This window comes from Sodalinema sp. (assembly GCF_046483825.1).
GTDB lineage: Bacteria > Cyanobacteriota > Cyanobacteriia > Cyanobacteriales > Geitlerinemataceae > Sodalinema.
This window is the reverse complement of the sequence record NZ_JAWOCL010000293.1, coordinates 14,481-31,322: the sequence shown is the minus strand read 5'-3', so window position 1 is coordinate 31,322 and position 16,842 is coordinate 14,481. Positions and strand designations below refer to the sequence as shown.

Here is a 16,842-nt window from a genome sequence, read left to right as displayed (position 1 = left end):
CAGCAGTGATGAGTTTGCACGCCGGAAACAAAATGAGATTGAATTAGAAAATAAGCAAAAATGAAGGTTATTTTAGATGCTTGTGCCGTAATTGCCTTTTTTCGGAATGAACCCGGAGCTGAGGTTGTAGAAGAGTATTTATCTCATCCTCAATCAGATGGCTTAATTCATGGCATCAATATGTGTGAGGTCTATTATGATTTTTTGCGTTTTGGTGGACAAGATATTGCCACACAAATTATTCAAGACTCACAAGCTATTATAGACATTCGAGACGATTTTGGGGTTGATTTTTGGCAACAAGCAGGAGCTTACAAGGCAACTATAAAACGAATTTCTCTAGCTGATTGTTTTGCCTTAACGTTGGCTAATCGAGAACAGGGAATTCTATTAACTTCTGATCGCAAGGAGTTTGAACCGGTTGAGCCATTGAATATTTGTCAGATTCAGTTTATTCGCTAAGTTTTTAACCTGGTTCTAATTGATTGATATCATTTTTTTTGATGTCAATCATATTTAGTTAATCATTCCCCAAAATCAAATTCAACAGATTCAGTTCATTAGAGGTAATCAGATAGCGATCCGTAAATAACTTCGATCGCATCTGTTCGAGACTATAACTACGGAAAATCAGAAACGGAAACTCTCGATAGCGATCGCCAATCGGTAACAGATTATCAGTCGGATACAATTGGCGTAAATACTCCCTCAGCAGCGAGCGAAACTCCTGTGTTTCGGGTTCAACGACTCCCGACTGGAAATACTCAGCCATGATATCTCCCAAGAGAAACGCAAACAAGGGAATCGCATAATACTGATCCGACCAACTCTGACCCTGTTGAAGTCGCTGAGTATAATCATGAGGGGATTGTAACTCACGGATTAACTGGATTCCCCATTCCATTAACTGCTGAAGATTCGGAGAATACTCGGAACTCTTCTGAATCGCAATCATCTGCTTGAGTAACTCTGATGAGACGGAGGTTTGAATCGTCCTGAGTCCCATAGTATAGGTTTCATTTAACCGCTGTTCACTCAGCTTTTTACTCATTGGAACCAGTAGTAAACTCCCGCAAATATGACCTAATTCTAATTTGGGAAAGGTTAATAATCCAGCGAGAGGATTGCAACAGTTGGCGAACTCTTGATTGAGGTGCGATCGCATCCTTAAATAAGACACCCCCTCCTGCTCTTTCCGGTCTTCCTCTGTTACAATAAACTCACCCTGACTCAGCAGCGATCGCAACCGTTTCGCCAACTCTTTAACTGTTATATTACGGCGATCGCGGCGATGTTCTTTCTCCAACTTATCAATCAACGCCGCCAATTGACCGCTCAAGCTTTGACCCGACATCGAAACCGACTTTCCGCCAATGGGAATCATCATAAACTGCTCTCGTCCAATTTGACCCGAGCCAGTAATTCGAGTCATAATCGCCGTTTTGAGAATCACCAAAAGCGTCAACAGACTCAAGAGACTTTCTTGAATCGCTAAATCTCGATAATCTCCATTATAATACACCGCGCGATCGCCCAAATAAAAGGTCACCGCTTTCTCGCTCTCATCCAAACTCCGCCACTCACCCTTCTCCCAAAACTGACCGCGACCCCGATACATCACCTGGATGATTTCCATTAAATTTTGTTCCACCTGAAAGCGGGGAACATCCAACAAAATATGTTGAGCTTTAGGAAACGACAATCCCCGACTAGCTGAAGAGGTCATAAACACCACCGAAACCCGATCCTGAAACTCCCGGATTTTCCCTCGCTCCTCATCACTTAAATCCGCATGAACCTCTAAATAATCTTTGTTCTTCTCAAACGTCTCCTCAGCCTTAATGGAGTCAATCAAATCTTGCAATCGTTGCTTATCTTGGATATAAACTAAGATCTGCGTTTCAGGATAATCCTGACGCAGTTGATTGAGATCCGCTAATATCTGCGACTGAACCCGTCGCGAGAGTTTTCCCATTTTCTCAGAGGTTAACTCCGGCTTAAACTCAACCGACTCCACGAACACTTTATAGGTTAACTTAAGCCGATTGGCGGGATAGGAATTGGCGTTAATTACCTGTCCTTGCAGGTGTTTCAACGGACCTTTTTTAAACTCCAGGGATTCCACGTGAATCTCCCCTGGCGATCGCAACTCCCGCAGATGACGCACAAAAATCTTATCCGGTTCCGGTTCCTTATCACTTAAATGCTGCTGAATCACCCCCCTCTCCACAATCGACGCATCAGCGACAATCAGCTTGAGATTAAACCCCGATTGAGGATTGTTGAGTTGATACTTATGGATAATCTCCGTCATGGCGTGCAAGAAATCCACCCCACTTTGATCACCCGTGACCTCATCAATCATAATAAATAGATGTTTCAGGCGACGGGACATCCCTTGCATTCGGGAAAAATCAACTTGTCCGCGATCTCGATAATAAAAATCCTGAAATATCCTCTCAAAATGTCTCAGAGTATGATTGTTGTTTTTGGTAATCCGCAAGGCTTGAATGCAGGCTGTGGCGATAATTGCATTGGAAAGAGGTTCTTGAATTGCAGTATCAATTCCTTGACAAAGGGTTGACAAAACCCCTGGTTTATGATTGTCTGATGGACGCAGATGGCGGTCAGTTTCTCGATGCAAGAATCGCTGGGACGATTTTTGAGGAGGAGGACTTTCAGCAAAGGGAATAAAGCGGACTCCTCGACAAGACATCTCACCCGAATGCTGTCCCGAGAGGCTGTTCACCACTTTCTCGCCAGGGTAGCGATCCAATAACGCCGAATTGGTGGTTAACGCCAACAGACGCGGATCACATAACTGCTGAGTTTGGGAATCTTTGAACTTCTCAATAATATCTAAGTTGACTTGTTTGCGAGGACTGACATAGAAAAAGAGGAACCCATCCTCAATATGAGACTTCAAAAACTCAACAATCGCCGTGGTTTTCCCAATTCCCGGATTTCCCGCGAGAAATAGCAACGGTTTATCTGAAGTTAAGCCAGCTTGAACCGCCTCCGCATGTGGCGATCGCAACGCCAGAGTTGACGCAAAATTATCAATCACCTCCTGGTGAGGGGGAATCACGTTAATCTGATCCCCTTGAATCTCGGATAATCTCTTGACAAACTCCCGTCCCCCCTGAAAACTACGAGACGCATTGCGGCGAATCACCTGTAACAGATCCCGTCTCGCATCAGTGATCTCAACATCCCGAGGTTCATTGTGATAGATATCCTGACAGGTGGTTAAAAATTTGAGATGTTGCGGATGTTGCGGATTGAGGGACATAATGCTGAGGGAGCGATCGCTATATCCCACCACATTGATCAAGAAATCCTGTTTCCCGACTTTCTCCCACAACCCCAGTTGCGGATCTTGCAAAAACTCATAGAAGCTATAGCCATAACTTCCCGCTTGAATCAATTTACTAACTTCCTTATCCTCTCGCTTAAACGCCGTAAAATATCGCCGCAGATCTTTCGAGAACTCCCAATCGAGATTCTCGGGTTCCCCATTATCCAAACGCAAACTCGCAAACACACTCTTGGATTTTAGGTAACTGATCTCCCGTCGCAACAAACGGCGATGATGATTCAGAGTGGAATCCTGCAAATTCAGCAAATCCTCCGCCTTGCGAACGGAAAACACCGACAAATCTACCACCAACAGCCTCAACGTTCGTCGACGTCGCAGCAAAATTAGGGTATCGGCTCTCAGAAATCCCCCTTTATCTCGATATCGCCGCAGATGGTCATATGAGCAGTCGGTAAAACTAAGTCCCAGTTGAGACAGCCAAGCCTCAATTTTCTTATAGTCTGGCTTTTCCGCAGGTTCTGACTTATTCAATGTTCCTATGCTGTTGTTTCCCGTAAAACAACATTGATAGTAGAGAATTTCTCGATCAGCCGTCGCCTTTCCCAAAGAGTTTAAGTATTCTCGAAAAAAGTTTAACCCAGACAGCCAGCCTTTTTGTAGGAAAAACAGTCCCCAAGTTTCCAGTTTTTCAATTTCACGAGCATCAATCAAATTGGGATTGGATCTTTTGCAGATGCTATCTAACATCTCGGAAAACGCTAACTGTTGCAAATCTTGTTGATACCGATCACCAAAATGATGAGTGAGATTTTCCTGTGCGATCGCCGTTAAAATCCCAACATTAAACCCCACCTCAAACACTCGTCCTAAATCTTCCGCAACCGTTGCAACCATAAGTTTAGGTCTCCTGACGCTCGTTAGACTGTGGATATAAAATAGAGTTAACCGCCGTTAAAAATGCCAAACTATTAAAATAGGTTTTTCCATCTATATGATAAAACAAGGCATTTTTTCGCAACGCTTCATCCCCCATGATTTGTTGATACGGATCCAGCTTTAATTGTGGTTTACTCTGGCGGCGTTCGACCCGGAAAAAGTGAAATAAGGTTAAATAACGCAAAATATCCGTTTTCACTGGGCCATCATAAATCAATCCCTGGCGAATATCTTGGTCATCGAGAATTTCTGGATAGACATTGATAAGAGTCGAATAAGACACCACCCCATTATAAAACCGTCCCTCGTCTCCCACAGTTATTCCGTTAAAGAGATTAAAGAAAACGACAATATGCTGACTCGGATCATTGAGGATATTCAGCAACTGTTGAGTATTCTTGAGACGGTAAGAGTCGGCGTTTAAGCGGCTAGACTTCAGAACCGAATACTGATTCACAAATACCGGATATAACTGTAAATCCTCTAGTCCGTCAACCAAAAACTTGATGAGATTGGGAGACATGAAATAGAGATTTTTGTCCTCCTCAACCTGAGTTAAATTGAGTCGATTCGTATAAGGTGCTTGAGCCAAATAGATAATATGGCGATATCCCGCTTGATGGAGTTGATGAACTAGATCACTGAGAATTGAGGGATTGTTGTACACCTGGCGATCGCCATAATTCTCCGAAAAGGTTTTGAAGGGTTGAATCGTGATTTGTCCGTGATCATTATCGATGGCGATCGCCTCCCCAAACAGCGTCGCCATTCCCGGATATTGATGACGACTCCGTCGTACCCCATCACTCTCCAAACTCGACACCACCAACAACGCCAACTTATCTACTCCCTGAGATCCATCCTGAGGCTGGGGGAGATTAAATTCATAGGTTTGAGGTAACACCGAATACAACGACGCAAACGCATTTCGTATCTTATAAGGGTTTATACTGTTAATCCGAATCCCCTGAGAATTTGACCAATATCGCTCACCCAGTAAATGAACCACCACCTTCGAGAGATTCGCCATAAACTTCTCCGAAGGTGACGGATGTTTTTCAGTTCCCTCATGGAACCGTAATAGAGGAATAAACAATCGCCGATCTTCTAAATCCAACGCATCTAAAATCACCCGCAAGCTGATATACATCAACAATGACATGGTGAAACGATAGAAAAATCCTTGACTCAAATCGCTATTATTCGAGTCTAAATAACGATTGTTGTACGCTACAACGACGAGCGGCGTATTCCCTAAATTTCTTTGAGACGTTTGGCTACTTGTGGAAGATCGAGGAGTTACTAAAACCGGAATTTGATAAATTGTATCTGTCTCCGCATCATAACAATCAAAACTCTCAGTTCCTGGCTTAGAATAATAGCGAATATCCTCAAACTCAAAACAAACTGGAAGTTGACAAAAGGTTTCATTTGAGGTAAAGTCGTCTTTGATTGTGATGTAGCGCAGACATTCCCTAGGATTACGACCCACCACATCATCAAAGACATCTCCGTTACCTAAGGAATTAGGCGATTGTCTTAAAATACCTCGAACTACCCCAATTTTTTTCTGAAAAACTTGAGGCTTAAAAATACCTCGACGTTTTAATGTCGTTTCTAGCAAATGCTTGAGTCTTTGTATTTTTGTCTGAACATTAAATGTTTTAAATCCCTGGATAAGTCCTCGAAAAATACTATCTTTTTGCTCTTGAGTTCCTTCCTTAAAAATAGGGAGAATACGCTGCTCAAAACCAGAAATAACATCATAGTCGAGTTCTGACGAAATTTCATATCCCTCAGCGATTGGATTACACCGTGAGGCAAAGATAAAATAGTAAAGAAACAAAATCCGTAGCATCTTACGTGCTACGATTTCTGTATTACTCTCCTCAACCTGTTGGTCCCAATTTCCCGGATTTAAGATATTGCAATAATAGTCAAACACAGGTTTAGCTTTTTCACCTTGTGCTTGGACTTTATTGGCAAACTTCAGCTTAAGTCCAAAAGTGAAAATCCGCTCGCCATTGCTCTCATTGGTAGTTTCACCGATAATATCCGAAAGAATCGGGATAATCGGCAACGCATCTAAAGATTCTGAGCGTGAAAACCAATCTTTATAATTTAACTCAACTCCGCGATAATTGACCGTGTAATGACCATAAGGCTCCTGACTAATATATTTTTCAATATCCCGTAAACGGCGAATTAAATCATCTAAATACACCACCTCAGGATGAGTATCCCGATTGATTTGTTGACGGAGATACTCTAAATAGCAAATTTTTGCCTCTTTTTTTAGCTTTCCTAACGACTCACGATCCACCACTCGCTGCAAACGATAGAAATCCGAATTTGGCGAGTCTATCAATCGTTCCTGAACAGCCTCTTGGGCATCTTCCAACTCCTCCTCATCCGTTAAAATCCCCTCAAGATAACGAGTTAAGCCAGCTTTCATTCGTTCTGAAAATTGGTTAACCTCACCCACCGTAATCGTCACCTTGTGGAACTTAAGCAGAGAATCCCCACCCCGTCCTTCCGTTCGAGTTTCTAAATCCGCAATGGGGACAGCAGTGGAATTAGAGGCTTCACGCGCAAAACTGATGCGACTCCATGATTCTTCCTCAAGAGTGGTCAGTAAGTCGTTGAGATCAAACCCGGTTGTGTCGAGTTGCTGCTGTAACTGGCTGGCGACTTCCTGACGCAAATCTTGAATCACGCCATTGAACCGTGGCGCAAAATCAGCCGTTAAACTTAACGTCGCTGAACGAGCCGAATAATCCCCAGAAATAGGGTCTTGAATCTGTTGTTGTGCCACAGCTTGGGCGATCGCATCTATATTTACCATCAGGCGATCGCGATCATCTGAACGGATCCGAAAGAGTGGCTTCTGTCCCAATTCCCGTCGAATCTGCGCCAGCAAATCCCCATAATCCAGCGAAAACGGCAACCCCTCTCCCAACTCAAACGTATTCATCTCTCCGGCACCCACAATAGCAACATCTTCCTAGAAGCTTAGCAGAGCCGAGTCCCCCAACTCAAGACTTAAAACTCAAGGCTTAAAACTCAAGACTTAAAACTCAAGGCTTAAAACTCAAGGCTTAAAACTCATCCATCCCACCCCCGAGACAATCTCCTGAATCGATAACATTATCCAACTTCCCTGAAACTAGCGAGTCATTTCGAGAAGCCAGCTATGGTAAGCTAAGACGATCTTTAACCCATAGCCCCTGACTCATCACCAGTCCCATCAGGGTCAGCTAGATCGTCACTCCCAAGGGAACTGTATCAACAAGGAGATAGAGATGTACGAAAAAATTGCCCCTCCCACCAGCGGCGAGAAAGTCACCTTCAAAGACGGAGAACCCGTCGTTCCCGACAACCCGATTATTCCCTTCATCCGGGGAGACGGGACGGGTGTCGATATCTGGCCCGCCACCGAGAAAGTCATCGACGCCGCCGTCGCCAAAGCCTACGGCGACAAACGCCAAATTAGCTGGTTCAAAATCTACGCCGGAGACGAAGCCTGCGAACAATACGGACAATTTCAGTATCTCCCCGAAGATACCCTGCAAGCCATCCGCGAGTATGGAATCGCCATCAAAGGGCCGCTGACGACCCCCATCGGCGGTGGGATTCGCTCCCTCAACGTCGCCTTGCGTCAAATTAACGACCTCTACGCCTGCGTTCGTCCCTGCAAATACTACCTCGGAACCCCCTCCCCCCATAAAACTCCCGAGAAACTCGATATCATCGTCTATCGGGAAAACACCGAAGACATCTACCTCGGGATTGAATGGGCCGAAGGAAGCGACATCGCCAAGCAACTCATCAAACATCTCAACGAGGAGTTAATCCCCGCCACCCCAGAACATGGGAAAAAGCAGATTCCTCTCGACTCCGGAATTGGGATCAAACCTATCAGTAAAACCGGATCTCAGCGGTTAGTGCGTCGGGCCATCAAACACGCCTTGCGACTTCCCAAAGACAAACAAATGGTGACCCTGGTTCACAAGGGAAACATCATGAAATACACCGAAGGCGCCTTTCGTGTCTGGGGGTATGAACTGGCCACCACCGAGTTTCGCAACGAATGCGTCACCGAACGGGAATCCTGGATTTTGAGCAATAAAGAAGCCAAACCAGACATTAGCCTAGAAGACAACGCTCGTAAACTCGAACCCGGTTACGACTCCCTCACCCCCGAGAAAAAAACCGAAGCCTGTGACGAGGTGAAAGCCGTTCTCGAGGCCATTTGGGACACCCATGGAAACGGACAGTGGAAAGAGAAGATCATGGTCAACGATCGCATCGCCGATAGTATCTTCCAACAAATCCAAACCCGTCCCGCCGAATACTCCATCCTCGCCACCATGAACCTCAACGGCGACTATCTCTCCGACGCCGCCGCCGCCATTGTCGGAGGCTTAGGAATGGCTCCCGGCGCGAACATTGGCGACACCTGTGCTATCTTTGAAGCCACCCATGGAACCGCTCCCAAACACGCCGGACTCGATCGCATCAACCCCGGTTCCGTCATCCTCTCCAGCGTCATGATGTTGGAATATATGGGATGGAACGAAGCCGCCGAACTGATCCAAAAAGGACTTGGGGCCGCCATTGCTAACGGGGAAGTCACCTATGACCTAGCACGTCTATTAGATCCCGCCGTCGAACCCCTAAAATGTTCCCAGTTCGCCGATGCCATCATCGCCCATTTTGACGACTAATTAAGCGACCCATTCAGGACGGATGATGTCGTTTCGATGAGGTCTTAAAAAAGGCGGGGGTCATCATTTCGATGACCCCCGCCGCCATAACTAACACCCTAACTAAGGATTGGCAAACGTATTAATCCGTCCACCGCCAATCGCCCGGCCCGGCGGCGTCCGGGGGACCGAGAACGGCTCAGGTGGTTGATTCCGTAAACTCTCCTGGCTCTCAGGCGTGGCATTCATCGAGCCATCAGGATACCCCGTTCCCGTATCAGGAACCGGACCCCGAAAGACCGCACCATTGGGGTTCAACACATCACCCGGCGTTTCCTGATAGGGATTAGCCGACGGATTGGCATCATAGCCGCCAATCGCTCCAGGATTGCCCAAACTTCCATTTTGCATACCCGTTTGTGGCGAAGCCGGGTTCCCATACGTGGGACGGCGATAACCATTACTCGGATTCCCTGAAATACCCGGATTAAAGTCTCCCGCCGAGGAACCAGAGGGGGTTCCCGCCCCCGTCTGAGGCGTCGCACCCGTTACAGCATTGGGATTATAGGGATACCCCGTAAAGGTCGAAACATCAGAATCCGACGGAGAGAACTGCCCAGCGGCCGGAGGAACCGGCATCGCAAAGGCGGGCAGAGTGTCCGCCGACGTGGCTCGGCCATCAGCAGACTCAGCCTCAGACGTCTCTTCAGCACGACCCTCAGCCGCCGCCCGTTGTTGTTGCTCAAACTCAGACGCCTCTTCTGGAGACTCAGAGAGAGGCTGCATCAGGCCCAGAGACCCCGTTCGCGGATTGGCCAACTGTTGGAACCCCATTTCTAGGGGCGTTAACTGCGGAGATGACGGGGCCGCCGCCGTTCCCTCCTCTGGCTGGTTCGGGGCGAAAAACCCATTAAAGAAGCCATTATTTGCCCTTTCGGGGCTAGAACCTTGTGACGACGACGCCTCATCGTCACTCTCCTCTAACCCTAACCCTTGTAGAAACGGATTCGACTGAGCCGACGCCGTCTCCTGAGACTCGTCGCTGTTACCATTGTTCGACTCTGAGGAGAGATCCGGTTCAGGATTAGCTAGGATTTCTAGGATGCGATCGATATTTTCCTGGCGGTCCGCGTTAGGGTTCTCCGTCGGTAGCGGACTCGGAGTTCCCTGCTGTGAAATAATTTGTTGTAATACGTCCGAACTATCAATATCGGCTGCCACGCGAGCTTCTTCGCCCGAGACTTCCCCCTCCCAGTTTGAAGCATCATCATTGTCCGAACCATTCAACGCATCCAGGGAAAATTCCTCAGCCAGTTTCCGGACTCCATGACGGTCCACATATTCCCAGGCGACACCTAGAATCAACACCACCCCTAAAATTGATAGCCAAATTGAGGGGTTCGTGAGGGTTCGCAGTTTTGCACGAACACGATGGATGGAGTTGGGCAGATGTTGAAGAGGCATAAGGCGTCAACCCCGATAGAGTCGTACAATGGCACTATCTCTAGTGTATCAAATTTTTGAATCGGGGGGGAGAAGAGAACAGGGAACACCGGAGCTGGGAACAGAGGGGAGAAGGCAAGCTAGCCATCGGGGAGAACCCACCCCGGCCCATCCCAGGAGAAAATAGACGTAGGGGCGTACCTTGATGATCGCCCTCTTTGCTGGGTCTGTTGGCGCAGAGAAGGTTAGGGAACTGGGGATTTTGGCAAAATTATCGTTTTTTGACTTCAGGCAGGGGTGAGGACGGTTCTGGGGTTTCATTCACGCCTGGTGGAGATTTTTTGACCGCATCGGCTGACCCCTCTGTGGGAATTAAATCCACAACGATTACCTCCGCCAGAACTTGGCCTGGGGCTAATGAGTCCAAGTTTCGCTCTGCTACGGCTTCGATCAGGCTCTGACGGGCATATTGATCTAACTCCTCATCACCCGTGACTTGGAGGGGATAGGGACTGGCTCCGAGGAGGTTCCCCGCCTGATCCTGGGTAATGGCAAAAACCACTCGTTGCGGTTCAGCTAGTCGTGATGAGGGAAGTTCCCGTTTTAGGAAGATCGACGGTTCTTGTGGCAGGCTTAGGGACAGATCTGAATCATCCAGCCAAGTGTCGAGCCAGGTTAGCCACCGCTCCTGAGCTGTTTCACCCAGCTCTAGGGGGCTGACATAGGCTAAGGCCTGCTCGGGTCCGAGACGGATGGGGTCTGGTTCAGGCTTGGATGGCTCAGGTTCTGAGGAGTCGGGGTCTGAGGAGTCGGGGTCGATCGCCTGAGCTTCGGGAGTAAAGTTAACCTGGAACCAATAGGCTCGGTACTGGTCCTGTTCGGGAAATGTGGTGTTGCTAAAAACGTTTTCGAGAAGCGGCTGTAAGAGCAAATCAGGACGCTCGGGTAAGGGACTGAGCTGATCGACGCTTCCATCGGGGGCGACCAAAACCCCGACATAAAATGACTGGCCTAGGAAACGCTCATAGGCCGGTTGTGGCGGTAAGGTCCCCTCAATCACTTGGGGATCTCGTTGACTCCCAACACTGGTATTGTCTTCGAGGCTAGGATTGGCTTCGTAAACCTGCTCGAGCCAAGCATGGTACTCACCCACTAGGGCCATACCCGGGCGGTAGCCGTCTCCACTGGTGGGGAGGCCGGCTCGTTCTGTTTCCCCCTCGGACTCAGAGGGCGGGGATTCGGGAGAAGAGCGGTCTTTTTTCTCCTCTAAGAGGTCTTGTTGGTTGGGTGCTGTGCTGCTGTCAGGCTGGCTCTCATTGGGGGGGGAAGTGGGATAGCTGCGATCGCGTTGGATGTCTTCCCATTGCTGTTGATACTGTTCCCAGAGATCCTCATACTCTGGCGATGAATAGTCTTGAGACGAGGTCCCGGGATTACGGTGGGTATAACTCTCGTAACTCTGACTCATCGGCGGAGGGGTCGCTGAGGGAGTAAACTGCTCTTCCCAACTTGTCCAACGATCTTGAATCGAATCGCGGCTGGCTGGTGAATCATCCGCTGGTGGGGGAGGCGGAAAAGTCGAACGATTCGAGAGCGAGGGAGGACGAGTCGATCGCAAATTTTCCTCAACGTCAAACCCCGAGGCCCCGGCCCCAAACTCCTGAGTTGCAGAGGGAGCGAATTGGGCCAGTTCTTCTGAGGTGAGTTCGACGACATTGCTATCGAGGAGGCGATCGCCCTCAGGCTCTTGGTTCAAGCCAATAAACGGTAGAGAGGCCGCCACGGCCCCATGGAGGCCAACAGAAATGGCGATCGCCAACAGGTTCGGCTGGAGCAGGGTCTGTTGCAGCCGTTGCCGGGGAGTCGACTGCCCTGTTCTAGGGTGAGCCGGGGTGGAGTGAAGTTGGGACGCCTCAGACATACAGGTAATCGTTGACCAAAAATTAACTCAAAATGCCCAGGCTGACGAAGCTCCTCTCAAGCCGGAGCCGTCACCTGGATCATGAATGTTGGTAGTCTAGCAATTTTACAGAGAACCGATAGGGAAATCGGTACAATCCCCTCGCTGAGAAATTCTTGCTCAGACATTCAGACGAGACATCAGACGAGACATCAGACGAGACACCAGACGACTCGCTCTTCGACTTCACGACGAAACAGGGAAGGTTCTCCCATTCCCTGTTTCCGTGGCTTGTCTCTGTCAGCGACTCGCTAAGATACAGCCCGAACGAGGCGGTAACTCAAACGAGATTAGGGTTCCGTCACTACGGAGACTCTTGGCCGTCAACAAGTCTCCATACTTTAACTCTAGGCCCTTAACCGTTGGAGATAGGGTTTCTAGCCTCAGTTGCTCCGGTTCATCTCCCGCATTGACGGCTACGATCACATCGTCAGCCCCAGGGAGATTCCGTAGGAAAGCATAGAGACTCTCTTGAGCCAACAAGATCTCATAATGGCCGGTTCGTAAGGCCCGATATTGATGGCGCAAGGCGATCAGTTGACGATACATTTGATAGACATCTTGATTCCACTGTTGAGAATCAGGAAAGGTTTTACGACAATCGGGATCATGACCGCCGTTTAAGCCGACTTCATCGCCATAGTAAATACAGGGAGCGCCGGGAAAGGTCATCTTCAGCAGGGCCGCCAGCTTGAAACTGGGGATATCTTCGCTGGCCAGGGTCAGCATACGCGGGGTATCGTGGCTATCGAGAAGATTGAGTTGAGCCAGTTGAATCTCCCAGGGATAGAGATCCAAGAGATCCTGGATTTTCTGCCCATACTCCTCGGCGTTGAGGGCGGGATAGGGGTCATACTCATGAAATTCGACTAATTCTCGCACCACGCGATCGCCGGCCACATAGGCGATTGTCGGCCCCGTAAACTCGTAGTTCATCACCGCATCAAACTGGGTTCCATCGAGCCATTGGCCCGCATCTTTCCAGACTTCTCCCACGATATAGGCCTCGGGGTTAAGGGCTTTGATGCGATCGCGAAATTCGACCCAGAAACCAGGGGTTTTGACTTCAAAGGGAACATCTAAGCGCCAACCATCAATGCCTTGGCGAATCCAATGTTCGCCCACCTGCATGATATATTCACGCACATCGGGGTTATCGTGGTTAAATTGGGGCAAGGCACGATTGCCCACCCAACTGACGTAATTGGCTGGCAGATTGCCGTCATAGGCGCTCAGGGGCCATTTTTCGACGCGAAACCAATCGAGCCAGGGAGAATGGGGGCCGTTTTCGAGAATATCGTTAAAGAAGTAAAAGCCCCGACTCGCATGGTTGAACACACCATCAATGACGACCTTTATCTCCCGTTCATGGGCGCGATCGAGCAGGGCGGCGAAGGCGTCATTTCCCCCTAAAATGGGGTCAATTTGATAGTAGTCGTGGGTGTGATAGCGATGGTTACAGGCTGATTGAAAAATAGGGGTTAGATAAATCGCTGTAATTCCCAAATCTTGGAGATAGTCTAACTGATCGATGACACCCCAGAGATTTCCTCCTTTATAGCCTTGGGGAGTGGGGGGGTCACTCCAAGGTTCAAACTGGTTGGGATTGGTCGATAGCTTTTCGGGGTAATCGTCGCGTTTGGCGAAGCGATCGGGGAAGATTTGGTAGAATACGGCGTGCTTAACCCAATCTGGGGTTTGTACTTGCATGAGTTTTTTATACGATCTGCTAGGGCTATCTTACCGGCATACTTTCTATCGTCCCATCTTGACACGCCCATTGGGGCGATCGCCCGCCTGGATTGTCGTCCTCATCGGACTAATTTACACAGGATTGATGTTGATCTCCGGCCCGGTTCTGGCTGAGGGGATAGACCCCCCATTGCTCACCGAGTCTATCTTACGCGAACGCCTCAACGCCATTGACCGCGATGGGGAACCAGCGGTTATTGATTTAACAAACTTCAACATTGATTTACGCCGCAGTTATAAACGCGACAGCGGCGAGCCATTTGTCGACTACTTTTATCAGCAACTACAACAACATCTGAAAACGACCTATCCGGTTCCAGGCTTGGATTTAAGTGGTTCTCAAATTCAAGGAGTTTTTAGGATTCAACCCTTGAGTTTAGATGTCCCTTTATATGGACAACAGCTCTCGTTATTATTGTCTGAAGACGAACGGAAGCAGCTTGATCGCGATCGCCGCCGCCGTTCTCAGTTACAACAACTCGCAATCACGGTTTTATCCAACTCCCCAACCTCCACCCACCGTGATTTTCAAGTGCGGATTTTTCGGGGCAAACTCAAATTAAATAAAACCCACTTTTTTGATCAGGTAGATTGGAGTAACACATTTTTTTTAAGTGGAGTTGATGCACAAGGGGCGGTCTTTGAGACGTCATTGCGAGGACTAGAATCTCGATTTAGCCAGAATTTCAACTTTAATCAAGCCCAATTTCTTGACTCAGTTTCATTTCATAACAGTATTTTTTTCACCGATTCAAGTTGGACGCAAAGTCAGTTTTCAGGAGAAACCGACTTCACCGGTGCAGTCTTTGAAGGTTCAGGGGATTTTCGCAAAAGTCGATTTAAGACTCTCGCCAACTTTGAAGCCAGCAAATTTATTAAAACTGCCGATTTCTCCCAAACCACGTGGAATAGTCGCGCCAATTTTGCTAAAACCAAGTTTGTGCAAGCACTTTACCTAACGAATGCTCTAATTCTTGACCGTTTCAGCTTCCGAGATGCCCAATTTCTTAACGCCGTCAATCTTCGGGAAGCTAGCTTTCAAAAACTTCTCGATTTTAGTGATGCTCAATTTACCTCAGATGCCTATATTAATATTTCAAACTTAACCTTTGATGCCAGTGACGCTCAACTCATTGGCAATCCCGGTAAAATCGGCAAGGTTTTATCGATTCCAACCTTGCAAGGAAATGAAAACCTATTAATTAACCTAGTCCGTAACTTTCGAGAATTGGAACAAATTGAGGATGCTAATCAAGTTAACTATAAGCGAGTTGTGCTTGTTCAGCGAGATTTATTTAAACGAGTCTTTGCGAGTAACCTCAATACCGCCTCTCGGGAAACCTTGCGAAAAATCGGCTTGTCTCAAACCCAAATTTCGGAAATTATACAACATCGTCAAGAGCAGTTATTTTCTAGCTTAAGTGAGATATTGAGCCTAGAATCTGTATCGCTTAATACCTACACTCAAGTTCGCGATCGCCTAATTGCAGCGTCTCCAACTACCTGGAAAAGCCGACTGTCTCTCTCTAGCAAATTGCTATTTATTACCCTATTACTGGCATTAAGCCGCTATGGAACGAGCTTTGCCTTGATGATGGGTGTAGGTGCGATCGCGATCGCCTATTTTGGCTGTCTATTTTGGCTCATCGACCGTTATCGTCGCCACCGCCCACAACCCATTTTACCCACAGTGTTTGAAATCAGTTGCATGGGAATAACAACAGGGATTTTGGGACTATTAGGTATCATTTCTATCTTTCAAAGTTCACCACAACCTTGGCTCACATTCACCTGTTTAGGAGTTGTGATGTTTCCCGTTCCCGGTCTGTTAACCTTTCGTATCTATCAACAAGGACGCTATCATGATTTAATGAACGTTTCCTATTTTGTTGAAGATGGAGCCTTTCGGGAATTACGGTTAATGATTAGTCGTTTGCCGATTATGCCAAGGTTTCCCTTCTTCCGCGATCGCTTTGAACCCATTTTGAGCGATCGCCGTTGGGGGTGGCTCAATTACTATGATTTCAGCCTCAACAATTTACTCAAATTTGGCTTTAACGATATTCGTTTGCGGGACAAACATATCCCCGGCTTAATCACCGCCTTAGCCTGGTATCAATGGGGAATCGGGATTTTATACATTAGTCTATTATTCTGGACATTATCCCGAACCATTCCCGGCTTAAACCTCTTTCTCTATCTTTAACTCAGAGCGAGACCTCGATCACTCAGCCAAACTCAGCCAAACCCAGTTCACCTAACATCAAAACGAGAGACAATCGAACCCCCCACCATGCAACGAACTCTAATTTGGCATCGCCATAACTTACGACTGTGCGATCGCCGTGATCTTCAACAACTTCAAACATCCCACTCCCAACTCATTCCCCTATACTGTTTTGACCCCCGAGACTTTGGCAAAACCGCCTTTGGCTTCCCCAAAACCGGAGCCTATCGTAGCCAATTTCTCCGGGAATCCGTCGCCAACTTACGGGAGAATCTACGTCAGCGAGGAAGTGACTTAATCATTCGCCACGGGAACCCCAAACAGATCATTCCCGAACTCGTCAAAACCCTCAACATTGACCAAGTTTGCTTTGAAGCCGAAGTCACCCGCGAAGAACAACAGGTGGAACACGCACTGCGTCACGCCTTACAACCCTTAGGAACCCACATCCAAACCCATTGGGGAGCCAGCTTATACCACCCCAGTTAGCTCCCCTTCA

The 16,842-nt window shown here is 47.8% G+C and carries 9 protein-coding genes; 4 read left to right on the top strand and 5 right to left on the bottom strand.

From position 1 onward, the window contains the following. Positions 1 to 60 precede the first annotated feature (60 nt). Positions 61 to 462, top strand: coding sequence for a type II toxin-antitoxin system VapC family toxin (locus R6U67_RS18780; RefSeq protein ID WP_410253957.1), 402 nt, complete (start codon positions 61 to 63; stop codon positions 460 to 462). Between the two features lie 58 nt (positions 463 to 520). Here R6U67_RS18780 and R6U67_RS18775 read toward each other — a convergent pair whose 3' ends face one another. Together R6U67_RS18775 and R6U67_RS18770 are read right to left on the bottom strand one after the other, a co-directional pair. Further along, the gene (locus R6U67_RS18775) at positions 521 to 4,213 is read right to left on the bottom strand and encodes a helicase-related protein (RefSeq protein ID WP_410253956.1); all 3,693 of its coding nucleotides are present in this window, start codon (positions 4,211 to 4,213) and stop codon (positions 521 to 523) included. 4 nt (positions 4,214 to 4,217) lie between these two features. Further along, positions 4,218 to 7,229, bottom strand: a complete 3,012-nt coding sequence (locus R6U67_RS18770; RefSeq protein ID WP_410253955.1) for a hypothetical protein — start codon at positions 7,227 to 7,229, stop codon at positions 4,218 to 4,220. 328 nt (positions 7,230 to 7,557) lie between these two features. Here R6U67_RS18770 and R6U67_RS18765 point away from each other — a divergent pair, with 328 nt between their 5' ends. After that, positions 7,558 to 8,982: an NADP-dependent isocitrate dehydrogenase gene (locus tag R6U67_RS18765; protein WP_410253954.1), complete on the top strand. Its 1,425-nt coding sequence runs from the start codon at positions 7,558 to 7,560 to the stop codon at positions 8,980 to 8,982. A 102-nt stretch (positions 8,983 to 9,084) separates the two neighbouring features. Here the strand turns inward: R6U67_RS18765 and R6U67_RS18760 are convergent, their stop codons facing one another. The 3 genes from R6U67_RS18760 to R6U67_RS18750 form a co-directional block, all read right to left on the bottom strand. Further along, positions 9,085 to 10,425: a hypothetical protein gene (locus R6U67_RS18760; protein WP_410253953.1), complete on the bottom strand. Its 1,341-nt coding sequence runs from the start codon at positions 10,423 to 10,425 to the stop codon at positions 9,085 to 9,087. A gap of 250 nt (positions 10,426 to 10,675) precedes the next feature. Next, a complete protein-coding gene (locus R6U67_RS18755; protein ID WP_410253952.1) occupies positions 10,676 to 12,325 on the bottom strand; it encodes a hypothetical protein in 1,650 nt (549 codons plus the stop codon). Between the two features lie 279 nt (positions 12,326 to 12,604). Further along, positions 12,605 to 14,074, bottom strand: coding sequence for a glycoside hydrolase family 13 protein (locus tag R6U67_RS18750; RefSeq protein ID WP_410253951.1), 1,470 nt, complete (start codon positions 14,072 to 14,074; stop codon positions 12,605 to 12,607). Positions 14,075 to 14,132: 58 nt separating this feature from the next. Here R6U67_RS18750 and R6U67_RS18745 point away from each other — a divergent pair, with 58 nt between their 5' ends. Both R6U67_RS18745 and R6U67_RS18740 read left to right on the top strand, forming a co-directional pair. Next, a complete protein-coding gene (locus R6U67_RS18745) occupies positions 14,133 to 16,322 on the top strand; it encodes a pentapeptide repeat-containing protein (protein ID WP_410253950.1) in 2,190 nt (729 codons plus the stop codon). Positions 16,323 to 16,409: 87 nt separating this feature from the next. Then, entirely contained in the window at positions 16,410 to 16,832 is a 423-nt protein-coding gene (locus R6U67_RS18740; protein ID WP_410253949.1) for a deoxyribodipyrimidine photo-lyase, read from the top strand. The last annotated feature ends 10 nt before the right edge of the window (positions 16,833 to 16,842 follow it).